Here is a 23,943-nt window from a genome sequence, read left to right as displayed (position 1 = left end):
GCAGATGCAAAAAGGTTATTTATTATGTCGAATGTCCAAACCCCCGTCCAACACGTACCTGCTAAGACTACTAAGAGTATAAAATTAGTAGACGAGGCGCAGGCGAAAACCAATCTATTAGGTATGACACAAGCGCAGCTGGCGGAATACTTTAAGGGTATTGGCGAAAAGCCGTTTCGCTCAACGCAAGTCATCAAGTGGATCTATCAGCAGGGTGTGACTGACTTTGAGCAAATGACCAATCTGAGTAAATCTTTGCGTGATAAATTGTCAGCCAATGCCTGTGTCATTCCGCCAAAAGTGATTCATCGTCAATATAGTGATGACGGCACGCGTAAATGGGTGTTTGAAGTCACTGGCGGTTCATTGGTCGAGACGGTATTGATTCCGGCAGATGACAGCAAGTTGAATGGGCGTAAAACTCTATGTATATCGTCACAAGTGGGCTGTGCATTAGATTGTAGTTTTTGCAGTACTGGTAAGCAGGGTTTTGAGCGTGATTTAACAGCGGCTGAGATTCTTGGGCAATTATGGGTGGCAAATGCCTCTTATATGACCAATGAAAATGACAGCTTAGATAATGTTGATCATAGCTTATGGGAAAATAATGTCACTAACGTGGTTATGATGGGCATGGGCGAGCCATTGTTAAATTATCGTCCTGTTGTCAGCTCGATGGAATTGATGCTCAGTGACCACGCTTATGGTTTATCAAAGCGTCGTGTCACGCTGTCTACCTCAGGTGTAGTGCCAAAGATGTATGAGTTAGCACAGGAGCTTGACGTGGCATTAGCGATATCACTGCATGCGCCCAATGACGAGCTGCGCAATGAGCTAGTACCGATTAATAAGAAATACCCATTAGAGCAGCTCATGGCGGCAGCGAGAAATTACGTCTTTGAAGTCAACCCGCGCCATAAAAAACACGTGACGATTGAATATGTGATGCTAGACGGTGTCAATGATAGTAATGAGCATGCTGAACAATTGGTTGCCTTATTGGGCGATTTACCAAGTAAAATTAACTTGATACCGTTTAACCCGTTCCCACATGCAAACTATGACAAGTCGAGTAATAACCGTATTCATGCCTTTAGCAACATATTAAGTGAAGCAGGTTTTGTTTGTACCATTCGCCAAACGCGCGGAGATGATATCGATGCCGCTTGTGGGCAATTGGTAGGGCAAGTAGCTGACAGAACACGACGTTCAGCCGCTTGGCAGCAAAGCATTAAAGACCGTGAAGATATTTAGTGCAGCGTTAATAAAGCAGGGCTAATATTACAGAGTTAAATATTCGCTGATTGAGCATTTGGACGTAGTAATGGGTTTAAGCACTCAGATTAAATACTTAGCTGTCGTTTTTGTCTCACAACGGTAATAGAATGTAGTCATTGGCAGTAGTAATTGGGCGTGGCGCAATTAATCATAATAAATTGTACTTATGGGGGCTAAATCTATTAAACTGATGCTTCTTTGATCGAACGCATTGAACCTCAGTTTTATGATGGCGGCTATGATGACTTTTAAAAATCCTTGTCAGTTCAAATATCAAACATTCATTTCTCAAACGGCGCAGCAATCGAGTGTCAATGCTATGAGTATTGCCAAAAAGCGCGGCGTAAACGTTATTTTGTTAGTCAGTGCTTTAAGTGCCTTGCTATTTAGCGGTTGCCAGAGTACAACGACCACGGATTTAACAGGTGGAACGCCTTATCAAACCTCGACGCGACCGAGTGACAATCGTAATTTGGATCAGCAAGAAATTGCTCGCGTTCGCACCTTACTTGCTGCACAATATATCCGCAAAAATGAGCTTGATACCGCTCAGCGTCAACTTGAAAAAGCCTTTACTGCTGATAGCCGTTATGCGCCAGCCTATGATATGATGGGCGTTTTGTTGCAGCAAGAGGGTAGTCGCCTCAATCTTGAAAAAGCCGATCAATTTTTTAAAAAAGCCATTACGCTTGATAAAGATTTCGATCAATCCCACAACAATTATGGCGTTTATCTGTCGCAGATGAAGCGCTATAAAGAGGCGGCGGCGCAGTTTGAGATTGCAGGGGCGGCACTTGGCTATGAAGGTCGTATTGGGGCGTTAGAGAACTTAGGACGCACCTACCTTCAGCTAAATGATCATCCTGCCGCAGCCAAAGCGTTCTTGCGTGCTCTAGACGGCAATCGCAATAGTGTGATTGCACACATTGAATTGGTCGATTTATTACTCGAGCAGCAGCGTGTGCAGCAAGCACAAAGGCTTTACGACGAAACTTTGATGTTGGTACAGGGGCAGGGTATTAACCCGCGCTTGCTATTACAAGGCATCAAACTTGCGGCAGCACAAAATAACATAGCAACCCGCCAGCAATTGGCACAGCAGCTTTTATCCGCTTATCCACTAAGCGATGAAGCAAAACAACTTAAGACTTGGCTTAACAATCCAGAGGCACCATGGAAATGACCACCCCATCATCAAACACTCAATCTAACGCTCAGGGATCATTTGGTGCCATGTTGCAGCAAGCCCGCAAAACTAAGCAAGTCAGCTTGGAGGACGCGGCCGCCGAGTTATTTATTTTAAAACGACATTTGCAAGCCCTAGAAAATGAAAATTTCGCAGATTTACCGCAGGCGGCGTTTGCGCGCGGTTTTGCGATTAACTATGCAAAGTTTTTGGGTCTAGATCCAGTAAAAATAGCCAATAGCTTCGATGCTGCTTACCCAATTGACCTAAAGTCGCGCTCGACCAACAATATTGAGTCGCCACTACGCCCGATGGGTACGTTACAGCGCGACACCCATAACCGTATCCGTTTTAACCCATTATTAATTATCGCGGTCATTGGCGTCATTATTTTAGCGATTTTCTTATTTCGTATGGTCAGTAATGCTAGTAAAGAAAATAATGAGCAGCCAGTAACCAGTAGTGAAGATATCTCAGCGCTAGAACAAGCACAAGGTGCAGCGATTGATACCGACGCCAATGGTGTCGGTGCTTCTGGTTCGGCACTCAACTTGGGTGGCGATGCAAGTATGGCGCCGGCTACACTAGACGTAAAACTGACAGATGCCGCTGTCGTCACTATTACGGACGCTACCGGTAGTAGCTTGATAGCTGGCTCGCAGAATGCTGGTAATTATCAACTATCTGGTATGCCACCATTTAATGTACAGATTGATAATATCAATAATGTCAGCTTGATGCTTAATCAAGAGGCGGTTGCTTTAGACAGTTATGCTACAGGTACGCAAGCCAGTTTTGAGCTAGCACCCTAATTTAAATAACTGGTTTACTTATTGGTTAGCTCATTAAATAACGGGTTTTGAAAATGAGTATTAACTCTTTAAGTGATTACTGTTTTTAAAACTGTTAGTGTTAAATAGCCGTTATTTTAAGAAGATAATTGGTCTCAAAAAGCCATTACTCTTAAAAAGCTATTAGCGTTATAAATGCGATGTTTGTTTCCAGTTTTTTCGTTCCAATTTGTTTCAATGAAAGGGTTTGTCTATGTCAACGTCAGCGCCTATTAACCGTCGTCTTACTAAAAAAATATATGTCGGTGATGTCGCGATTGGTGGTGATGCACCGATTAGCGTGCAAAGTATGACCAATACCGATACTTGTGATGTGGCAGCGACCGTTGCACAAATCGAGCGCTGCGTTGAAGCAGGGGCAGATTTGATGCGCGTATCGACACCGACGATGGATACGGTAAGAGCCTTTGCAGAAATTCGTAAGTTGGTTAGCGTCCCTTTAATAGCCGATGTGCATTTCGATCACAAAATTGCTTTAGCCGTTGCTGAAGCTGGTGCCGATTGCCTGCGTATTAACCCTGGTAATATCGGTAGCGACGCCAAAGTACGTGAAGTGGTTGCTTGTGCCAAGCATTATAATATTCCTATTCGCATTGGTGTTAATGCAGGCTCATTGGAAAAAGACATTCAGCGTAAATATACTGAACCGACCGGCGAGGCGATGCTTGAATCAGCCATGCGCCATATCGATATATTAGAGCGTTTGAACTTTGATCAATATAAAGTGTCGGTTAAAGCCAGTAATGTTTTTTTAACGTTAGATGCTTATCGTCTTATCTCGGCACAGATTGATAATCCGTTACATTTAGGCGTCACCGAAGCGGGTGTTTATCGCACGGGCGCGGTTAAATCCGCAATTGCCTTAGGCGGGCTATTATTAGACGGCATCGGCGATACCATTCGTATCTCCTTAGCCGCAGAGCCAGAAGAAGAGATTAAAATTGGCTTTGATATTTTAAAGTCGCTAAATATTCGCTCAAATGGCGTTAACTTTATTGCTTGCCCAAGCTGTTCGCGCCAAGAGTTTGATGTGATTAGAGTGATGACAGCGTTAGAATCACGTTTAGAAGATATCCGTGAACCGATGAACTTATCGGTGATTGGATGTAAAGTAAACGGTCCAGGTGAAGCGAAAGAAGCGGACATTGGCGTTGTAGGTGCGGCACCAAAATCACTGGTCTACCGTATGGGCGAAAAAAGCCATTTGATTGATACCAATAATTTGGTTGATGAGATCGAAGGCATGGTACGTGCTCATGCTGAAGATTTGGCAAAAAAACGTGAAAATGAAATCATTCGCGTAAAGTAATTCACTGAGCTATTTAAAGCTGAGTTTATGAGCGTTACGACAAGAGTAATTAGTAATAGAGTGCTTTGTTAAAAAATTTAAGGATGCGACCGTACCATGATTAAAGCTATCAAAGGGTTTAATGATATTTTGCCTGAACAGTCTGCAAAATGGCTGCACTTAGAGTCGATATTGGCTGATGTGCTGGGCAGATACGGTTATGAGCATATTCGTTTGCCTATCGTTGAGCAAACCGACTTATTTGCCCGTGCTATTGGCGGCGCAACCGATATCGTCGAAAAAGAGATGTATAGCTTTACCGATAAGTCTGAGCCGCCAACGCCATTGGCATTGCGTCCAGAAGGTACGGCAGGGGCAGTACGCGCAGTGATTGAGCATAATTTGCTCCGAGGTGATACGCCGAAACTTTGGTATATCGGTCCGATGTTTCGCTATGAGCGTCCGCAAAAAGGTCGCTACCGTCAGTTTCATCAATTGGGTGTCGAAAGCTTTGGTAGTGCGCTACCGGATGCCGATGCAGAGCTGATTGCTATGACGCATTTGATGTGGCAGGAATTGGGTCTAAAAGACGAGATGCGCTTAGAGCTTAATAGTTTGGGTGAGCTTGATGAGCGCCATGCTTATCGTGAAGCACTGGTTGCTTATCTGACTGACAAACAAGATCAGCTAGATGAAGACAGCAAACGTCGTTTAACGACCAATCCATTACGTATTTTAGACAGTAAAGAAGCGATTACCCAAGCGTTATTGGTAGATGCACCAAAACTTGCTGATTTTTTGGGTGCCGAGAGTAAGGCGCATTTTGAGCAAGTACAAGCGTATTTGACCGCACTTGGTATTGAGTTTGAGATTAATCCGCACTTAGTACGCGGTCTTGATTACTATAATAAAACCGTTTTTGAATGGGTAACTGATAAGCTTGGTAGCCAAGCGACCGTTTGTGCTGGTGGTCGTTATGATGGTTTGATTGGGCAATTAAAATCCATCGGTACCCCTGATGATAAAGGGTATAATAAACCAGTGAAATCTGAGCCAGCGGTTGGCTTTGCGATGGGGCTTGAGCGTTTATTATTGCTTATCGAAGCCGTGGCACCGATTGCAGAGCTGCCAGCTTGCGATGTTTTTGTGGTTGCTCATCCAGAAGTCTATAGTGCGGGTATTGGCTATGCGCAAGCGTTGCGTTATAGCCGTCCTGATCTACGTGTAAAAATGGCGAGTGCAACCAGCTTAAAAGCTCAAATGAAAAAAGCGGATAAGTCGGGCGCTGCGTTGACAGTGATTATCGCCCAGCAAGAGCTCGATGATAATACTATTAGTATTAAAAATATGCAGACGGGTGAGCAACAAACGGTTGCGGCAGATTGGCTATCGAATAAAGAGAACTTTGTTCGTCATTAAAAGAAAGTTTTATTCGCCAGTAATCGATGGTGGCTTTAGTATTCGCAATTTAATAACACTTTTATTAGGTAAAAATATATGGCTCTGACACCCAATTCGCCAAATACAGACAATTCGATGCAAGCGTTAAAGCAATATGGCAGCTATATTGTCACCGCGATTTTATTGGCGTTAGCCGCCTATTTCGGCTGGACGTATTGGCAAAATAACCATGCGCGCGTCGATACGGTTGCAGCCGACCATTATGCCGATATTCAGCGTTTGAATGAAGAAGTCAGCCTGGCGTCACAGAATCCAGATTTAGAAGAAGAGGCGCAAGCGTCACTGGCTGAGAGTCGTAAACAGTTAGATAAAGATATTGATGCTTTAGTAAGCACTCATGGTAACTCTGTCTATGCATGGCAAGCGCTGATGATTAAAGCGCGTCAACAAGTGGATAACGATAACTTTAAAGGTGCAGGTGAGACCTTTAAAAAGGCATTAGCAATCGATTTGGGCGATGCAGGCTTAGAAGCGATTACCCGTCTGCGCTATGCCAAGACGCTATTAGCGGCTGGTGATGCTGATGCTGCCTTGGCTGAAGCTAATAATGATATGCCAAGCTCGTTTGAAGCGAGTCAGCAAGAATTATTGGGTGATATTTATCTGGCACAAGATAATAAAGATTCAGCGGGTAAATCTTACAATAATGCTTGGGAATTGTTACGTAACCGTCAAGAAACACGTGCAGTATTGGCATTAAAGATGGAAAGTCTCGGTGTGGTAGCTGAGCCTATTGAACCGCAAGCTGGTCTTATTCAAGAATCTACTGCGCCTACACAGCCCGTATTAGCTGAAGACCAAAATACGGTAGCCACTGCTGAGTAGTAGATGTCAAAAACAGATATTAAAAATATTTCTAATAACAATCGCTGTTGCTAAATATGAGCTCTAACGCTTTATTAAGTATTTTAATAAAAATTTTAATACCCAAAATCGTTCTACAAACCGTTTTAAAAAACTAAGTAGCGCAGTAAGTCAGGAGGGTAGTATTAATAATGAGTGCTTATTTATGTACTGGTTATTATTGTTCACCGTTTACTTGCTGACAGCTAATTTATTAATGATTAATTTATTGGTAGTGAGAACCCATAATGACTCAAGCTATTCGCTCTAACAGAACTATAAACGCTAAGACCATCAAAACGACGGCCATGCATGTCGCCGTAATCGCAGTGATGGCAACTGCAGTCGTTGGGTGTAATCGAGGTATCAAACCAGTCGTCAATGACCCTGTCAAATTGGTGCAAATTGCGCAGCCAATTAGTGTATTGCAGCCGGTTTTTAGTACCGATGTTGGTAGCAAGAAAGCCAGTAGTAAAGATCCGCTTGACCTGCAAGTAGGCTATGCCAATTTGCAAATAGTCACTGCATCACGCGGTGGTGATTTGATAGGCTTTGATAATACCGGTCAACGCGTATGGTCAGTTAATGTTGGTGATCAAATTACCGGAGGCGTAGCCTTAGATTCCTTGAGTCAAACCGCTATTATTAGTACCCGTGGTGGTCAAGTAATGGCCTTTGACAGTACTACTGGCGCTAAACGCTGGCAGACACAGCTTACTGGTTCAGTGCTAACGCCTGCTTTAATCAGCAACAACCGCGTGGTTTTATCAGCGAATGATGGCTTCCTACATGGTTTGTCGTTACAGAACGGTCAATCGGTTTGGCAGTTTGCCACCCAAGTACCTGCTATCAGCGTACGTGGTAGTGCAGCACCAACATTGCTAGATGCTAAAACCGCATTATTGGCCACGGCTGATGGCCGTTTACATGCTATCACTGTCGATAATGGCTTACCGCAGTGGTCACGCCGTGTTGGTGTCGGTGCGGGCAGTAGTGAAGTTGAGCGTATGAGCGATGTCGACGGTATGCCTATCGTCGATAACAATCAGTTATTTGCCATCAGCTATAGTGGTCAATTGCTAGGTATTAACTTAGCCTCTCGTGAAGTGTTGTTCGTCAATGAGCTTGCCAGTTTAAAATCACTGGCGGTGAACAATCAGCAAGTGATTGCAACGAGTTTAGATGGCAAAGTAGTTGCCTATAATCGCAGCAATGGTGAGGTTTTGTGGGAAAGCGAAGAGTTGGCTTATCGTCACTTAACCAATCCTGTGATGATTGGCAATTATATTGCTGTCGGTGATTTTGATGGCGTGGTGCATTTATTTGACCCTGCTAGCGGCAAAATCGTTAGCCGCGTACAGACTAAAGGTGCATTAAGTAGCTTACAAGTACAAGGTAGCCGTTTACTAACCCAAAGCACCTCAGGGCAAGTTGCTATCTGGCAGTTGGCACGCTAAAATTTTCTGAGAGACGACTTTATTAATAAAAAAGGTTTTTATATTATTAATAAAGTCGCGTGACGGATGCTAGGCTTAAGAGAAAACGCTGCTTTGTCAGCGTTTAATGCCTTGTGTAAACTGCTTGTTTAAACGCAAGCTTTCGCGTACTCTATGCGACCGATGTATGATAGCGTTATTCATATATAATAGCGCTATCTATATAGTCGATTCATTTTAGAATTTATATCTGTAGCACGTGGCTATTCATATATCGATATTATTTCCAATTGACTATATTCGCTATTATCTGATTTCTATCGTTTTATTTCTATAATTTATTTAAATTCGCGGTCAAGTGCAGCTATTCATCTTTATGATAAGAGTCAGCGACCTGTCCGCCATTGTGCCCTTCACTGAGAGTAACCCATGAGTATCAAGCCTGTGGTCGCCTTAATTGGTCGTCCAAACGTCGGTAAATCAACCTTATTTAACCAGTTCACTAAAAGTCGGCAGGCATTGGTTGCTGATTTATCAGGGCTGACTCGTGACCGCCAATACGGTGATGCAACCTATGAAGACAAATCTTTCATCGTTGTAGACACCGGCGGTATTGGTGAAGCGGATGATGGTAGCGGCAATATTGATGACTATATGTCAGAGCAGTCGCATACTGCCATTCATGAAGCCGATATTATTGTCTTTGTGGTCGACGCCCGTGCTGGTATGATTGGTGCTGACGCTGAGATTGGCAAGTTTTTGCATACCCTTGGTAAGCCTGTTTATGTCGTTGCGAATAAAGTCGATGGCGCGCACGATGCCGCGCCTGCAGAATTTTATGCATTAGGATTGGGTGAGCCGTATCCAATGGCAGCCAGTCATGGGCGCGGTGTCGGTAACTTGCTAGAAGTTCTGACTGCTGATATGCCAACGCAAGAAAATGTTGTCGAGCCAAAAGGCTTAAAGCTGGCTATTATTGGTCGTCCAAACGTTGGTAAATCAACGCTGGTTAACCGCCTATTGGGTGAAGACCGCGTGGTGGTATTTGATATGCCGGGTACCACGCGTGACAGTATTTATATTCCTTATACACGTGAAGGTAGAGACTACGTTTTGATTGATACCGCCGGTGTCCGTCGCCGTGGCAGAATCGATGAAAAAGTAGAGAAATTCTCAGTCATTAAAACCTTGCAAGCAATCGATGATTCCAACGTCACGGTTATTGTGATTGATGCCCAAGAAGGTATCGTCGACCAAGATTTACATATGATTGGTTATGCGCTTGATGCTGGGCGTGCCTTGGTAGTCGCCATCAATAAATGGGATGGTCTAACTGCAGATCAAAAGAACTATATCAAGATTGAGATGGATCGCCGTTTCAACTTTATCTCTTACGTAAAAGTTCACCAAATCTCAGCATTACACGGTACAGGGGTGGGTAATTTATATCCTTCTATCTTGCGTGCTTATCAGTCGTCGATGTTTGAGGTGTCAACCAACCGTTTGACGCAGATTTTACAAGACGCTGTTGCTGCCAATCCGCCACCAACGGTTGCTGGTCGCCGTATCAAGCTACGTTTTGCGCATATTGGTGGTCATAATCCGCCAGTGATTGTGATTCATGGTAATCAAACATCTTCGCTACCAAAAAGCTATCAGCGCTATCTTGAAAACCAATTCCGTCAAGTATTTAAGCTTGAAGGCACGCCGCTGAATGTTATTTTTAAACAAAATGATAACCCATATGCCAATAAGAGCGACACGCCCACCAAAGCAAAAGCGCAACAGCTACGCCAACGCGAACGCAATCGTGCGCAGAAATTTACCACCAAAGATAAGCCGAGATTTCCTAACAAAGATAAAAAGCGTTAATTTAACAAGGCTATTATCTTTAGTTATTAGAGTAGGTAGCAGATAAATAGCATTTTATGCTATTTATCATGTTTTGCTGTAAAGTGTTTTGTCATGATGGCCATATCAGCTGTCATGGCATTTTTCGATTTGATATACTTTTTATCCGTTGCATTAAAACATCAATTTTCACTTATCACCTCTATAAAATACCTGTACTATAATCAGAAGTTGTCTTAACTCAGTTGAGTGATATGAACAACCGCCCACCACAAACTCTTCCTATGCTTATTTGGCAATCTATCGTGCAGACCATGATTTTGGCTGTATTGGCAGGTTTTCTATTGTCTTTTATTTATGGTTTAGTGCAGCACTACAAAGAAAAGCGTCAGCATATTCAGCAATTGGCGAACTTGCTGACGATTAGTGCGGCGAGCGTAGATGGTGACAAGGTAGTCGCGGAGCAAGTGCGCTACCTGTTAGGGCATGAGCAGGGTGTTAAGAATATTTTATTTTATTCAACCTCTCAGCCTATTGCTGATAGCAATCAGTCCAGAGATGATTGGAAAAATGCCTTATTTGCCAATACGGTCAGCTTTAACTATCCGGTGGTCGGCGATTATATAAATGGCAGCAGCAGCCTACTTATGGCTAGCGATAGACCAAATCCCTCCCAAACAAGTATTACTGCGCAGAACACTTCCCGGAATGTACTTCAGCTAAATTCAAGCCAGCAAGCTGCAAGCAGTTTGCCTAATAATAGACGTGAATCAAACTCGGTCAGTGATTTAAATACTGAGAATACCTTGGTCGGCTATATTAATATTACCTTAGATGCGGCGACCCTACGCTCAAATTGGCTACAAAATAATCTATGGTTGTGGTTAATGACCACAGTATTAGCCATTATTTGGGCGCTGTATATTTTACGTAAATTAAACTGGCCATCACAAGATATCGCTGTGCTTACTGAAGTTTGTGACATTGTCACCAAAAACCCTGAGCTTGAGCAGCTGCCCGTGATTCCGCAGCGTTTTAAGTTTCAAGAATTGGTGCAGATTAAACAGGCTTTTACGACGCTGTTCAATCGCCTGCAAGAATCAAAACAAGATTATGAAGCGCTTGCCGCCTTTGAGCAGCAATTGCATCAAAAGGACTTGTCCTTGGATGTGCAGCTGCATAATTTTCAAAGCATGATTACCCATGAGCTAAAAACCTCGCTAAACGCCATTGTCGGCGGTTTACAGCTGTTAGATAATGAACACCTCAATGACGAGCAAAAAGACGCGGTTGATATCATTAGTAATGGCAGTGAAAAGCTGGTTTTAGCATTGGATCAAATCATTCAGCTTAATCAGATACAAAAAGGTCAAGTCAGCCTACAGACAAGCGAGTTTAATCCACTGCAGTTAATTGCTGATCTATTGGCAGATTTTGAGCCTATTGCCAGACAAAAAGGCTTGGCATTAACCAGCCATATTCATCATATTGATTATAGCCTTGAAGGTGATGTCGAAAAAATACAGCAAATATTATCGATATTACTCAGCAATGCGATTAAGTTTACACCCATGGGTGAAGTAAGTGTTACCTCGCAATTGACCCATTTTGATAATAGTAATCGTTGGCAGATTCGAGTCAAAGATACGGGTATTGGTATCGATAGTAGCTTTATAGATGATATTTTCAATCCGTTTTTTCAGGTAGATTCATCGCAAACTCGCCAGTATGAAGGCACGGGCATTGGCTTACCAGTCGTCAAACAGATGACGCAGTTGATGGGTGCCAGTATTAGTGTCGATAGCACGATTGGCGTCGGGACTGAGTTTGTTATTACCATCCCGACGTCTAATCAACGCCAATCGCTCCAGCAACAGTTGCTGATGGGATTGGTCGTTGTCTACTACTATAATCAAGACAGCGGCGCTTTGGTGGATGAATTGCAGCGTCTTGGCGCGCGTGTTATCTGCTATCAACATGAGCAGCTTGTTATCGATGAGATGCAGCATAGAAAAGTCGATATGGTCATGTTCGCTGAAGACGTATTACCAAGCAAAGCGGAATTACTGGCTAAGCGTATTCGTGCCTCTGAGACCGACTATCGGGCTTTATTGGTATTTTGGTATCCACAGCAGCGTGCACGATATTTAGACAGCTTTGAGCATGGATTAAAAGCCGCCGGAGTTGATTACTGTCAGGTGGCGACCTATGAAGATAAAGCGCTGAGCGATTTATTGAAAAGCTGGCTCGCTTGGTCTTAATAATGGCGGTAGGTATGAACATAATTATAAGCATACACAAATAAAAAAGACGCCCATAAAAAGGCGTCTTTTTTAATACTAAAATCACTACTACCCGCTATTTGGATGCAAACAGGTTTTCGTGCAGGTTATTAAATAACGTGCTTAAAATAAGTTTTGTGCCCAGCGTGTAAAACGTTGCCAAATACGGCTCATAAAGCCTGATTGTTCGATATCACTAGTAGCTACGATAGGCACTGAAGCAACCGCTTTACCATCAATAACCGCCATCATTTTGCCAATTTCTTGACCTTTTTTGATAGGCGCTTCTAAGCTTTCAGGAATATCGACCACAGTAGTAATTTTATTCTTTTGCGTCTTATCGGTAAGAATCTGCAAACTGTCGCCAGTCGCAAGCTCTACTTCAGTCGCTTCGCCAAACCACACCGGTACTTTGCTAACAAACTGTCCAGCAGGTGCTTTAGTCACGGTAGTGAAATGACCGAAACCCCAGTTAAGTAGCTCACGTGATTGATCGGCACGGGCTTGCTGACTTTCTGTACCCATGATGACAGAAATCAGGCGCATATCTTCGCGCTTGCTTGAGGCCGCTAAGCAGTAGCCTGCTGCATCGGTATGACCTGTTTTTAGGCCATCAACCGTAGGATCAGTCGCGAGTAGGGCGTTACGGTTACCTTGGGTAATACCGTTATAAGTGAACTCTTTTTCGGCATATAGACCGTAGTAGTCGCCACTGTTTTTGATAATAGCCCGTGACAATATGGCTAAATCCAACGCTGATGCTTGGTGCCCTTCGTCTGGCATACCTGTCGAGTTGACGAAATGGGTATTTTTCATCCCAAGCTTTTCTGCTTGCTCATTCATCAAGATAGCAAACGAGGCTTCACTACCAGCAATATGCTCAGCCATTGCTTTTGAAGCATCGTTGCCTGATTGAATAATGATACCGCGTAACATATCGATGACGCTGGCGGTTTTATTGACCGGCACATACATACAAGACTGACTACTACTACCACGGCACCAAGCATTTGGGCTCATCAAAACTTGTTCGTCTTCTTTGAGGTCGCCTGATGCTAAGCGCTGCTCGATGATGTAACTGGTCATCATCTTGGTCAAGGAGGCTGGTGGTAGTGCTTGATTGGCATTTTTTTGTGCCAATATTTCACCAGTGTTATAGTCCATTAATACATAAGCCGTATTTTCCATCTCAGGTGGCTGTATGGCTGCGCTCGCCATTATTGCACTCATAGAAACACTGACACCAACTACCAGCTGTACTAACTGTTTTTTTACACGCTTTACTGTCATAGATTGTTACACCGCATCATAAAATCAAATGTATCTGTCGCTCATATCAAATTCTACCTCTCTATACAGCCTCTAAAAGACGATAGTAAACCCAAAGCGAAACCGTGGATTTTTGAGGTTAAAGGAGATTTAGCGACGGACATAAAATTAACGCCTTATCTTAGCAAAATGCCGACCGATGGGGAAACGATAAATACAATAAAATAAGACATCGTCGAAAATAACATAGGTGATTTTATAAAAATCACTCATAAAAAAAACTTGCTGCTATCCTTATGAAATAATAGGGATAGCAGCAAGCTCGTTATGGATTTTAGATAGATAAGCCAGTAGATTATTGTCGTTAATTATAGTGGTCTTTATCTGTTTAATATCCTAGCATTGTTCAGAAAAGCATGTCCATAAAATAGTCTATCAGTAAAATACTACTAATATTGGGCGTTCGCCAAATCTTCGCACAAGGCTCTATTGTCTTGTTTAGAGAAACCCATCGTCCAACTGCGAATACCTTGCAAAATTTGACGGTAATCTTGCTGAGTAGACAAGTATTGGATAGCCGCTTTTGGATCTTCTAATGACGGCATCAACTCATGAAGTTGCACGCTATAAGACTTATAAAAACGCTGTTTTTGCTTACCATTTAGCATAGGTGGGCATATCTCTGACAGCACTTGCATCACCGCAATTTCATGCTTAGTGATGTTAATGCCAGATAAATCCAGAGGAATGGTCGTCGCTGAATTAGACGCGGCATTGGTAGCTTGAGACAGCATAGCAACAGACGTTATCAGTCCTGCCAGACCTATTTTTGAGGCGGTCTTCGCTATCACAGAAGCTATAGATAATATCGATTGATTATTCATTCAGTATTACACTCGCTTATCTTTGTTTGATGGTGCTATGTTAATCGGTAAAAAATTAAAAGTCACATAAAATATTGATTTATGTGTAGATATATTGTGAGCTAAGTCACGTTTACAGCAACATATCAGTAGTATGCTGCATTAAGTTACCTCAACATAAAAATATCTATGGATAATGTTGTACCTTGTTGCCTACTGTAACGCTATCGCTATGTTTTTACGCTAAAAAATGGTTGTCATCGGTAATAAAAATTCGCTCATAAAGTTTAATTGCAGGCAATTTCTAAGCAAAGTCTGGGTTCGTCTCATGGCGCTATTAGGGTATAATCGGCCACAATATTTTGAGTATAGACACTGACCTAGTCTCGATAAGAGGGATTATAGCAATTTTACGATAATAAAGTTGCTAAGTGGACAGACGGTCATTAATAACTGTATTGGGCATAATTGAGCAAAAATGAAAATTTTAATGAGTAATGATGATGGGGTGCATGCTCCAGGGTTGTTGGCACTTTATCACGCATTGTCTACTATCGCAGAGGTGATGGTAGTTGCGCCAAGTAATGAGCAAAGCGGCTGCGCAAGCTCTTTAACCATCTCAACGCCGTTATATACTCATGAATTGGAGTCTGGTTTTATCGCGGTGAATGGTTCGCCTGCAGATTGTGTATATTTGGCGTTACATGAAATTTACCGTCATACCGATTTTGACTGTGTGATTACAGGTATCAATTCAGGGGCCAATCTTGGTCAGGATGTTTTATTTTCTGGTACGTTTGGTGCCGCATTGACAGCGCAGCTTTTTGGCTTGCCAGCGATTGCCACCTCTTTAGTGGGCGGCGGGGTCAAAGGTACGGGGCAAGAGCAGGTAAGTCATTATAAAGTGGCGGCTAATGAGATTCTTAAATTATTGACCGAAACTCCAATATTAGATGCTTGCAAAAATTTGCCCTATCATGTATTAAACGTTAATATTCCTGATGTTGATAGTGCCGATGCGATTAAAGGTCGAAAAATCACGGCTTTAAGTCATAGTGAGATTGCACGTCCTGTGCATCATGTGGTCGACCCACGTGGCCGCGATGCTTACTGGTTATCGCTACGCAAACGTCAACGTACATTATCCAGTGAGCTATCAAGTGAACTATCAGCAGAAAATGTAGACGCTCGAACATCGTCCATAGAAATGACGGATGACCAAGCGGTGGCAGCAGGGTATATTAGTCTATCGCCTGTGCGCCTGCATCATACGCCAACTGAAACCCTTGATACGCTCTCGGCGTTGGTGCTGTAAATTGACAGGTTTATCCGTAGTGATATTTATTAGTGCTTAAAAATCGCTAAAAACCATTGATTATCCAATCATTAATCATGGTATCTGAGACATTAAACGTTATAACCGTTAGCAAAATGCTTGTGAGTAACACAAGGAATTTGTGAGCAACATAAAGAATAGGAAATCTTGTATGAAGAAGCTTATTGCTGGATCGCGCTTGGCAACAGTGGCATTGATGGGTACGTTGACAGCAGCCACATTAACGATGGTCGGCTGTGCCACCAAGCCCACTTATCAGGCAGCCAACCAAGCAGGACCTAAGATTATTACCAACGGACAAGGTGTTCCCAATTATCATCGCGTCCAGCGCGGTGATACGGTCAGCCAAATTGCGGCGCGCTATCGCTTAAATTATCGCCAAATCGGTGCGCTAAATGGCTTAGATAGTAAATATACAATTTATAGTGGTCAATGGCTCAAATTATGGCAAGGTGAGCCAGTACGCGCCACCAATAACAATCGCTATAACGCCTCTACACCAACGCAAGCACAGTCGACCTATACGCCACCTGTGACTAATGCACCTAATTATTCACAAAATCCTGTTTATGAAGTGACGGCCAACGCCACTTCAGGCTATGAGTATCCGAGTCGCAATCAAGTCACTCGTAACTTTGATGCCGCCGCCGGCAACATGGGCATGTGGTTTGCTGGCGCCGTGGGCGATCCAGTCGTTGCTAGTCAATCAGGAACCGTGCTTTACTCAGGTAATGGACTGCCAGAGTATGGCAACCTGATTATGATTCGCCATAGCGATAACTATATCACCGCCTACGCGCATAACAGTGCGCTGCTGGTTAAAGAAGGTGAGGCGGTACAGCGCGGTCAGCGTATTGCAAATATGGGTAGCAGCGGTCAGACCAATCAAGTAGGCTTGGAGTTCCAAGTGCGCTTAAATGGTAATCCTATCGACCCGCGTGCGGTATTGGGTCGTTAATAAAGGCGTTAAAAAGGATGTTAACTCTGTGGCAGCTTTTATAATAACTTGGCTATGTTAGTTGGTAATTATTAAAGCTGTGCCATCAAGCTACTTTACTTATTCATACTTGAGATCCCTTATGTTATTAAAAAAACAATATCTGGCTTTGTTTCCCGCCTTAGTTATGGTTGGCTGTACTAGCCAGCAGGCGATGCAAAAGCCGAGCAAACCCGTACGCCAGGGTAATGTACAAATTACCCAGACCCAAACCATTCAGGTGAAGCCAACGCCTGTACCTATCGTTAAACCCACACCCGTTGCCAAACCAAGCTATAACAGTTTTTCTGATTGGAAATCTGACTTTTCTATGCGCGCGCTTGCATCGGGTCATGATGCCTCGACGGTGCGTCGTTTGCTTGATACGGCTTATTTAAACCAGCAAGTCATCTCGCTTGATTCAGGTCAGCCAGAATTTTCTAAGATGCCTTGGGAATATGTTGATTCTGCCGTATCAGATGGCCGTGTGAGCACTGGTAAGCGTAAGTTCGCCGAGCAACGGGCATTTTTATCGCAACTAGAATCGCAGTATGGCGTCAATGCAGAAATCATTGCCGCGATTTGGGGTATGGAATCCTCATACGGTGTGGTAACGGGCAATAGTAATATTCCAAGCTCGCTTGCAAGTCTTGCTTATGATGGTCGTCGCCAAGAGTTTGCTGAAACTCAGCTATTATCATTAGCGACACTATTGCAACGCGGCGATGTTTCGTGGTCACAGCTCGATGGCTCTTGGGCAGGCGGCATGGGGCAGACGCAGTTTATCCCTGATACGTGGCTAAAACACGGGGTTGACGGTGATGGTAATGGTCACCGTAACCCATGGTCGACAGGCGATGCTTTGGCATCTACCGCCAATTATCTGAGTAATTCAGGTTGGGTGCGTGGTCTGGCTCCGTTTTATGAAGCAACTGTTCCTGCGTCATTTGATTATTCATTGGTGGGTACCAAGCAGCCTGCTGCCAGATGGGCTTCTATGGGTGTCGATACCATAGCTGATGTTTACTTGGATGCCAATACTCAAATGGAGCTGTGGCTGCCAGCTGGTAAAGACGGTCCAGTGCTACTGTTAAGCCCAAACTTTGATGTGATTAAAGTCTATAATAACTCATCAAGTTATGCGCTCGGTGTCAGCTTATTAGGTAAAGCGCTTACCGGTCAGAGTGGATTACAAAAAACATGGCCGCGCTATGAGCGTCCGTTATCGACGTCACAAGTACGCAATTTACAGCAGCGTTTGACCAACTCAGGTTATGATACCAAAGGCGCTGATGGTATTGTCGGTACCAATACGCGACTAGCATTCCAACGCTGGCAAGCAGATAATGGTCAAACTCCAGACGGTTTTATCACTCAGCGTAGTGCGTCTTCATTGGTAGGATGGTGAGACAGATTAAAGTCACTATTCTTAGACAATCGCTATTTTCAGCGATGGTTTAAAAGTAATAGCTCTAATGAATAAAAAAACTCCGTTAATGACGGAGTTTTTTTATTCTTACAATTTTATAAAAATTGCAGCAGCAGTTTAGATATTCACCTTAAATTCGTACATATCAAACTCAACATTATTATCATCTGAATCTTCATCTGCTATCACCGCGCCAATCACCGCACTGACTTTTGGCTGGCGTGTATCGCCATCTAGCAGTCGCCAGTCGCCCAGCACGTAGCGCTTTTTATTACTCGTGGCTTGATGAATATCTGGGCGATGGGTGTGACCATGTAGTAACGCATCGCTATCAGCCACTGCTTTTGTCACCGCATCTTCATTAACATCCATAATATAAGCGGCTTTATTGGCATTATTCTGCTGGCTTTTTTTGCGCATCTTATCTGCGATAGCCAAGCGTTTTTCTAATGATTTATTCAGCAAGTACCATTGGGTTAACCGATTACGCATGATTTTGCGAAAAAACTGATATTTCTTATCATCAATGCATAATGCATCGCCATGTTCTAAGCGATAACTTTGCTGACTGATAGTCAGAGTATACGGCTCATAAATAAGCTCACCACCGAATAGATTGCAAAATGGCTGACCTAACAAAAAATCACGGTTGCCATGCATGATCAAAATCTCACAGCCAGCTACCCGTAGTCTTTTTAACTTAACGATCAGCGGGGTGAGCCAATGGGTTTGACGCTCATCTTCCGATAACGATAAGTAAACGTCGTCACCCAGCCATACTTCAAACCAATCGCCTAAGATAAACAAGCGTTTTAGCGCGGGCAAGGCAAGGCAATCATCAAACAGCGCCAAAAAAGCCTGCACTAAGGCAGGCTCTTCTGGCGATAAATGCAAATCGCTAATTAATACTTGCCGCACCTCATGAGGGCGGGTGGTAATTAGATGGTTAAAACTTTGCATTTATCCTTATCCTCGTAATTTTAAACAGTAACGACTCATAAGCTTTCACTGATTCATCGCTACTGAGTAATAACTATTGAAGAATGATTACTGAGAAACAGTTATTTAGTGATAATAGTCGCTGAATTGATAACCACTGGCTCTTTTGGCACATCAGCGTGCATACCGAAACGACCTGTTGGTACGCCGCGCATCTTTTCAATCACGTCCATACCGCTTGTTACTTTACCAAATACCGTGTAACCCCAACCTTGCATGTTTTTGCCAGAGTGGTTTAGGAAATCGTTATCTTTTACGTTAACGAAAAACTGGCTGGTTGCTGAATGCGGATCTTGGGTACGCGCCATAGCAATCGTACCTTTGTCGTTTTTTAAACCATTATCTGCTTCGTTTTCAACAGGTGCATTGGTTGCTTTTTCATTCATCTCAGCGTCCATTCCGCCGCCTTGAATCATGAAGCCGTCAATAATGCGATGGAAAATCGTGCCATCATAGTGACCAGATTTTACATAGTTTAAAAAGTTTTCTACCGTTTTTGGCGCTTTTTCTTCATTGAGTTCAATAACGATCGCACCCATACTGGTGTCAAGTTCTACTACTGGTGGCATGTCTACCATGTGATATTCCTTTTTGATTGCAGCGCCTTAATTAGCACTGTCGTGAGTGATTGATAAAAAGTCATGGCTAGTCTAACGGCTTTTTTATCTCGTGTCATGTATCAGGCTGTTAATGCGTTTGTGAAACCTGATAGAATAACGCAACTTTAACTTTTTACTATATTTTTTTACAACCTGTCTTTAATGGTTTGGTTTGATTTTTCCATGCTGCGTGATGGCACGTAGCATGAACTGACAATTTGCGTTAGGAGCAATGCCCGATGAGTGAGCACTCAAGCAACAATGCACAAAAAGACGAACAAAAAAACGATTTTATTCGTAATATCATTCGTGACGATGTCAAGGCGCAAAAATACCCACAAATTGTGACACGCTTTCCGCCTGAGCCAAACGGCTACTTGCATTTGGGACATGTCAAATCTATCTGTCTAAACTTTGGCGTGGCCGAAGAGTTTGGCGGTGTCTGTAACTTGCGTTTTGATGACACTAATCCAACCGCAGAAAAACAAGACTACATCGATAATATCAAAAACGATGTTGAATGGTTAGGATTTGAGTGGGCAGGAGAGGCGCATCATGCGTCGGGCTATTTTGACCAGTTGTATGCATGGGCCGTGCAGTTGATTGAGCAGGGCGATGCCTATGTAGACTTGCAGTCGCCTGAACAAATTAAAGAAAACCGTGGCTCGTTTAATGAGGCAGGCACAGCGTCACCGCAGCGTGATGCCAGTGTTGAAGAAAATCTAAAGCTTTTTAATGATATGAAAGAAGGCAAATTTGCGGAAGGAAAAGCCGTATTGCGTGCCAAGATTGATATGGCAAGCCCAAACATGAATATGCGCGATCCTGTCATCTACCGCGTCATGCATCAAGAGCATCATCAAACGGGTGATAAATGGTGTATCTATCCGATGTATGATTTTGCCCATCCGCTTTCTGATGCACTAGAAGGCATTACTCATTCGTTATGTACGCTGGAGTTTGAAGACCATCGTCCATTCTATGATTGGGCGGTTGAAAAAGTTGGCTTTGATGTACCACCGCATCAATACGAGTTTAGCCGCCTAAATGTTGATCACACTATGACCAGTAAGCGCAAGTTAAAGCAGCTGGTTGATGAACATATCGTCAGCGGTTGGGATGATCCTCGTATGCCGACGATTGCTGGCATGCGTCGCCGTGGTTATACGCCAGAGGGTTTACGTGACTTCTGTGAGCGTGTTGGCGTGACCAAAGTAGACAGCGTTGTTGATTTTCGCTTATTAGAGTTTAGTATTCGTCAATCATTAGAGACAACTACTGCTCGTGCTATGGCAGTGCTTAAGCCGTTAAAAGTGACGATTACGAACTTCGCGGAAGCGGTTAGTAGTTGGGAATCGCAAAAGGCTGATAGCGTTAATGCGCGTTGGGACGATGATGCACAGACTTTATGGTTAACGCAGCCAAATCATCCTAATGTCGATATGGGCGAGCGTGAAATTCCTTTCACTGAGACCTTGTATATTGACCAAGGTGATTACGAGATTGAGCCGCCAGCAGGTTATAAGCGCTTGTCACCAGAAAAGCCAGAAATTCGTCTGCGTAATACCTATGTATTGGCAGTGACTGAGCATATTCTTGATGACGCTGGCAATGTAGTTGGACTAAAAGCCACGATTGACCCTGCAACGCTAGGCAACAACCCTGAAGGTCGTAAGGTTAAAGGCGTGATTCACTGGGTATCAGCTAGCCAAGGCGTCCCAGCGACGGTGCGAATGTATGAGCAGCTATTTAGTGTCGAAGACCCAAGTAGCGTCGCTGATGTGCATCAAGCACTAAATCCTGACTCGTTGACTGAGCTAAATGCCGTGGTTGAGCCGTCATTAGCAAATGCAGCAGCTGGCACGCGTTTCCAGTTTGAGCGTGAAGGTTACTTTATCGCTGATACGGCAGATCATAGCAGGGATAAGCCGGTATTTAACCAAATTGTTAGTTTGCGCGACAGCTATAAACCAGCTTAGTGTAGAACTATTGGCTTTATTGATAGTGTTTAAAACGGCACTGCACAATAGTAGTTTTCAAACTTGCTCATTTCTAGTACGCTAGAGATGGGCTTTTTTATGGATTTTGCTTGTGGGATGCAGGCATGTTAATTTAATGCTCTATTCTACCCATATGCTGGTTTACTTAGTGATAAATGGAATAAGCGCATTACAATCCGTCACAAGACATTCATAATCAGTTTGTTAATATAAAGTGAGTTTTTTACTGATGTGCTTAGTGTTATTTTGATAACTGAGCATATCATTGATAATAATAGAGTGAGCCGATATCTTTTAACGTTAAGGTATTGATATTAACGCTCATCACAAACATAAATAAGGAATTAAGAATGGCAAATTTACGTCTGGGTGATACTGCACCAAATTTTGACGCGACAACCACTGATGGTGATATCAATTTCCACGAATGGGCAGGAGACAGTTGGGTTGTCTTTTTCTCACATCCTGCAGATTATACGCCAGTATGTACCACTGAACTTGGACGTACCGCAGCACTAGGCGGTGAGTTCCAGAAGCGCAATGTTAAACCAATTGCACTATCGGTTGATGGTTTAGAAGATCATAAAGGTTGGGTAAGTGATATTGAAGAAACCCAAGGTACTGCTGTCAATTTCCCTATCATTGCTGACCCTGAGCGCAAAGTCGCAGACCTTTATGACATGATTCATCCAAATGCTGATAGTACGGCGACGGTCAGAAGCGTGTTTATTATTGATCCTAAGAAAAAAGTACGCTTAACGCTGACTTATCCAGCCAGCTGTGGCCGTAATTTTGATGAAATTATTCGTGTGATTGACGCAATGCAACTGTCTGATGAATATAACGTGGCAACGCCTGTTGATTGGAAAGATGGCGACGACGTTATCATTCCACCAAGTGTGAAAAACGAAGACATCGCTGCTAATTATCCTAAAGGTCATACTGAAATCAAGCCTTATTTACGTACCACACCTGCGCCTAACAAATAAGCTAAGCGTATTTGATAGTTGTAATGGATTAATAAATACAAGCCCTATGACTTAATGTTATGGGGCTTTTTTATGTTTCAGCTTTTTATTGGCGTTAAGGTTTTGCTATGATGAGCAGAGTAGGCTATAACTGTTATATAGCGCATTGACAACTTTATCCAAACGCTATCTGCGATAATCATAATAAAGCCTATCAGCGCTGAGTCGCTTTTGAGACCATCTTACAAGGAGTTCGCCATGAAAAAACTATACGTTACCCGTACTGCACCCAATCCACGTAAAGCCCTTATTTTATTAGCGTCAAAAGGTATCGACGTTGACGATATGGATGATGTCGATGTGGTCGATATAGATTTTGCTACTAATGAGCAGATGTCTGATGAGTTTACCAAGATGAATCCGATGCAGACAGTACCTGTATTAAAATTAGATGATGGCACCATACTTAATGATTCGCAGGCCGTGTGCGAATATCTCGACCGTGTCTATGGCGAGCGTTCAGTGATGGGTAATGATGTGGTACAACGGGCGCAAGTGTGTTCTATGCGCCGTATTGCCGAGTTTGAGGTGCTATATAATTTTATGCTCGCGTTTCAGCACAGTCACCCATCCAAAGCGCAGCGGGTTGAACAAGTGCCAGAGTTTGTAGCACCGTCTATCGCGCGCGGCATTAAAGCACTTACTTATTTTGAAACTATGTTAGAAGGTCATGAGTACTTAGTTGGTGACCAGTTAAGTTTTGCTGATATTGTGCTGTATTTAGGTTTGGATTTTGGCAAAATACTCAAGGTTAACCCGAATGAACAGGGCGAAAACCTGGCACGCTTTTATCAAATGATGAACGAGCGTTTTAATATTAAAAATATGGCAAAAGCCAAGCCTGCTAATGAAAGTGAGTAAATATAGTATGGTGTTATAGATTTAACAGCAAATTTAGCAATAAATAACGCCGATAGCCTTGATTCGCTAATATCATTGTTAGCGACCCGAGGCTTTTTTAATCCGCT

The 23,943-nt window shown here is 43.2% G+C and carries 19 protein-coding genes; 15 read left to right on the top strand and 4 right to left on the bottom strand.

What is annotated here, in order from left to right; genetic code table 11:
* Positions 1-24 precede the first annotated feature (24 nt).
* The 9 genes from rlmN to FHS24_RS04330 all read left to right on the top strand — a co-directional run bounded on the left by rlmN (position 25) and on the right by FHS24_RS04330 (position 12,455).
* Positions 25-1,254, top strand: coding sequence for a dual-specificity RNA methyltransferase RlmN (gene rlmN / locus FHS24_RS04370; protein ID WP_183619029.1), 1,230 nt, complete (start codon positions 25-27; stop codon positions 1,252-1,254).
* A gap of 343 nt (positions 1,255-1,597) precedes the next feature.
* The gene (gene pilW, locus FHS24_RS04365; RefSeq protein WP_406947777.1) at positions 1,598-2,461 is read left to right on the top strand and encodes a type IV pilus biogenesis/stability protein PilW; all 864 of its coding nucleotides are present in this window, start codon (positions 1,598-1,600) and stop codon (positions 2,459-2,461) included.
* Positions 2,458-3,276, top strand: a complete 819-nt coding sequence (locus tag FHS24_RS04360; protein WP_183619016.1) for a helix-turn-helix domain-containing protein — start codon at positions 2,458-2,460, stop codon at positions 3,274-3,276. Before pilW ends, FHS24_RS04360 begins: the two co-directional genes overlap by 4 nt.
* 232 nt (positions 3,277-3,508) lie before the next feature.
* Positions 3,509-4,624 (top strand): flavodoxin-dependent (E)-4-hydroxy-3-methylbut-2-enyl-diphosphate synthase, encoded by a 1,116-nt coding sequence (ispG, locus tag FHS24_RS04355; RefSeq protein WP_183619014.1) that lies wholly within the window; start codon positions 3,509-3,511, stop codon positions 4,622-4,624.
* A 96-nt stretch (positions 4,625-4,720) separates the two neighbouring features.
* Positions 4,721-6,022 carry a histidine--tRNA ligase gene (gene hisS, locus FHS24_RS04350; RefSeq protein ID WP_183619011.1) on the top strand — a complete coding sequence of 434 codons (1,302 nt, stop codon included), beginning with the start codon at positions 4,721-4,723 and terminating at the stop codon, positions 6,020-6,022.
* Positions 6,023-6,100: 78 nt separating this feature from the next.
* Positions 6,101-6,889, top strand: coding sequence for a YfgM family protein (locus FHS24_RS04345; RefSeq protein ID WP_183619008.1), 789 nt, complete (start codon positions 6,101-6,103; stop codon positions 6,887-6,889).
* Positions 6,890-7,155: 266 nt separating this feature from the next.
* On the top strand, positions 7,156-8,364 hold the full coding sequence (gene bamB, locus FHS24_RS04340; RefSeq protein WP_183619005.1) for an outer membrane protein assembly factor BamB: 1,209 nt from the start codon (positions 7,156-7,158) through the stop codon (positions 8,362-8,364).
* Positions 8,365-8,772: 408 nt separating this feature from the next.
* Complete coding sequence (der, locus tag FHS24_RS04335) at positions 8,773-10,215, top strand: ribosome biogenesis GTPase Der (protein ID WP_183619002.1); 1,443 nt, start codon at positions 8,773-8,775, stop codon at positions 10,213-10,215.
* Positions 10,216-10,448: 233 nt separating this feature from the next.
* On the top strand, positions 10,449-12,455 hold the full coding sequence (locus FHS24_RS04330) for a sensor histidine kinase (protein ID WP_183619001.1): 2,007 nt from the start codon (positions 10,449-10,451) through the stop codon (positions 12,453-12,455).
* A 144-nt stretch (positions 12,456-12,599) separates the two neighbouring features.
* On the opposite strand, the gene FHS24_RS04325 is transcribed toward FHS24_RS04330, so the two are convergent.
* Both FHS24_RS04325 and FHS24_RS04320 read right to left on the bottom strand, forming a co-directional pair.
* Positions 12,600-13,766 carry a D-alanyl-D-alanine carboxypeptidase family protein gene (locus FHS24_RS04325; RefSeq protein ID WP_183618998.1) on the bottom strand — a complete coding sequence of 389 codons (1,167 nt, stop codon included), beginning with the start codon at positions 13,764-13,766 and terminating at the stop codon, positions 12,600-12,602.
* Positions 13,767-14,194: 428 nt separating this feature from the next.
* Positions 14,195-14,629 carry an MCR_0457 family protein gene (locus FHS24_RS04320; protein ID WP_183618995.1) on the bottom strand — a complete coding sequence of 145 codons (435 nt, stop codon included), beginning with the start codon at positions 14,627-14,629 and terminating at the stop codon, positions 14,195-14,197.
* 457 nt (positions 14,630-15,086) lie between these two features.
* Here FHS24_RS04320 and surE point away from each other — a divergent pair, with 457 nt between their 5' ends.
* The 3 genes from surE (at position 15,087) to FHS24_RS04305 (ending at position 18,328) form a co-directional block, all read left to right on the top strand.
* Positions 15,087-15,923, top strand: coding sequence for a 5'/3'-nucleotidase SurE (gene surE, locus FHS24_RS04315; RefSeq protein WP_183618992.1), 837 nt, complete (start codon positions 15,087-15,089; stop codon positions 15,921-15,923).
* A gap of 172 nt (positions 15,924-16,095) precedes the next feature.
* Positions 16,096-16,902, top strand: a complete 807-nt coding sequence (locus tag FHS24_RS04310) for a LysM peptidoglycan-binding domain-containing M23 family metallopeptidase (protein WP_183618979.1) — start codon at positions 16,096-16,098, stop codon at positions 16,900-16,902.
* 121 nt (positions 16,903-17,023) lie between these two features.
* The gene (locus FHS24_RS04305; protein ID WP_183618976.1) at positions 17,024-18,328 is read left to right on the top strand and encodes a lytic murein transglycosylase; all 1,305 of its coding nucleotides are present in this window, start codon (positions 17,024-17,026) and stop codon (positions 18,326-18,328) included.
* 138 nt (positions 18,329-18,466) lie between these two features.
* Here the strand turns inward: FHS24_RS04305 and FHS24_RS04300 are convergent, their stop codons facing one another.
* Both FHS24_RS04300 and FHS24_RS04295 read right to left on the bottom strand, forming a co-directional pair.
* A complete protein-coding gene (locus tag FHS24_RS04300; RefSeq protein WP_183618973.1) occupies positions 18,467-19,309 on the bottom strand; it encodes a UDP-2,3-diacylglucosamine diphosphatase in 843 nt (280 codons plus the stop codon).
* A gap of 101 nt (positions 19,310-19,410) precedes the next feature.
* A complete protein-coding gene (locus FHS24_RS04295; RefSeq protein ID WP_068034829.1) occupies positions 19,411-19,926 on the bottom strand; it encodes a peptidylprolyl isomerase in 516 nt (171 codons plus the stop codon).
* A 260-nt stretch (positions 19,927-20,186) separates the two neighbouring features.
* Between FHS24_RS04295 and FHS24_RS04290 the strand changes: the two genes are divergently transcribed.
* From FHS24_RS04290 to FHS24_RS04280, 3 genes are all read left to right on the top strand, one after another.
* On the top strand, positions 20,187-21,926 hold the full coding sequence (locus FHS24_RS04290) for a glutamine--tRNA ligase/YqeY domain fusion protein (RefSeq protein WP_183618970.1): 1,740 nt from the start codon (positions 20,187-20,189) through the stop codon (positions 21,924-21,926).
* Positions 21,927-22,297: 371 nt separating this feature from the next.
* Entirely contained in the window at positions 22,298-22,936 is a 639-nt protein-coding gene (locus tag FHS24_RS04285; RefSeq protein WP_183618967.1) for a peroxiredoxin, read from the top strand.
* A 237-nt stretch (positions 22,937-23,173) separates the two neighbouring features.
* Positions 23,174-23,836: a glutathione S-transferase family protein gene (locus tag FHS24_RS04280; protein ID WP_183618964.1), complete on the top strand. Its 663-nt coding sequence runs from the start codon at positions 23,174-23,176 to the stop codon at positions 23,834-23,836.
* Positions 23,837-23,943: the final 107 nt, after the last annotated feature.

The organism is Psychrobacter luti (assembly GCF_014192115.1).
Taxonomy (GTDB): Bacteria; Pseudomonadota; Gammaproteobacteria; order Pseudomonadales; family Moraxellaceae; genus Psychrobacter; species Psychrobacter luti.
This window is presented reverse-complemented; position numbering and strand designations above follow the sequence as displayed.

Bases quoted from the DNA above. Each gene is read 5' to 3' on its own strand.
- rlmN (WP_183619029.1), top strand. From the start codon at position 25: ATGTCGAATGTCCAAACCCCCGTCCAACACGTACCTGCTAAGACTACT.
- pilW (WP_406947777.1), top strand. From the start codon at position 1,598: ATGAGTATTGCCAAAAAGCGCGGCGTAAACGTTATTTTGTTAGTCAGT.
- FHS24_RS04360 (WP_183619016.1), top strand. From the start codon at position 2,458: ATGACCACCCCATCATCAAACACTCAATCTAACGCTCAGGGATCATTT.
- ispG (WP_183619014.1), top strand. From the start codon at position 3,509: ATGTCAACGTCAGCGCCTATTAACCGTCGTCTTACTAAAAAAATATAT.
- hisS (WP_183619011.1), top strand. From the start codon at position 4,721: ATGATTAAAGCTATCAAAGGGTTTAATGATATTTTGCCTGAACAGTCT.
- FHS24_RS04345 (WP_183619008.1), top strand. From the start codon at position 6,101: ATGGCTCTGACACCCAATTCGCCAAATACAGACAATTCGATGCAAGCG.
- bamB (WP_183619005.1), top strand. From the start codon at position 7,156: ATGACTCAAGCTATTCGCTCTAACAGAACTATAAACGCTAAGACCATC.
- der (WP_183619002.1), top strand. From the start codon at position 8,773: ATGAGTATCAAGCCTGTGGTCGCCTTAATTGGTCGTCCAAACGTCGGT.
- FHS24_RS04330 (WP_183619001.1), top strand. From the start codon at position 10,449: ATGAACAACCGCCCACCACAAACTCTTCCTATGCTTATTTGGCAATCT.
- FHS24_RS04325 (WP_183618998.1), bottom strand. From the start codon at position 13,766: ATGACAGTAAAGCGTGTAAAAAAACAGTTAGTACAGCTGGTAGTTGGT.
- FHS24_RS04320 (WP_183618995.1), bottom strand. From the start codon at position 14,629: ATGAATAATCAATCGATATTATCTATAGCTTCTGTGATAGCGAAGACC.
- surE (WP_183618992.1), top strand. From the start codon at position 15,087: ATGAAAATTTTAATGAGTAATGATGATGGGGTGCATGCTCCAGGGTTG.
- FHS24_RS04310 (WP_183618979.1), top strand. From the start codon at position 16,096: ATGAAGAAGCTTATTGCTGGATCGCGCTTGGCAACAGTGGCATTGATG.
- FHS24_RS04305 (WP_183618976.1), top strand. From the start codon at position 17,024: ATGTTATTAAAAAAACAATATCTGGCTTTGTTTCCCGCCTTAGTTATG.
- FHS24_RS04300 (WP_183618973.1), bottom strand. From the start codon at position 19,309: ATGCAAAGTTTTAACCATCTAATTACCACCCGCCCTCATGAGGTGCGG.
- FHS24_RS04295 (WP_068034829.1), bottom strand. From the start codon at position 19,926: ATGGTAGACATGCCACCAGTAGTAGAACTTGACACCAGTATGGGTGCG.
- FHS24_RS04290 (WP_183618970.1), top strand. From the start codon at position 20,187: ATGAGTGAGCACTCAAGCAACAATGCACAAAAAGACGAACAAAAAAAC.
- FHS24_RS04285 (WP_183618967.1), top strand. From the start codon at position 22,298: ATGGCAAATTTACGTCTGGGTGATACTGCACCAAATTTTGACGCGACA.
- FHS24_RS04280 (WP_183618964.1), top strand. From the start codon at position 23,174: ATGAAAAAACTATACGTTACCCGTACTGCACCCAATCCACGTAAAGCC.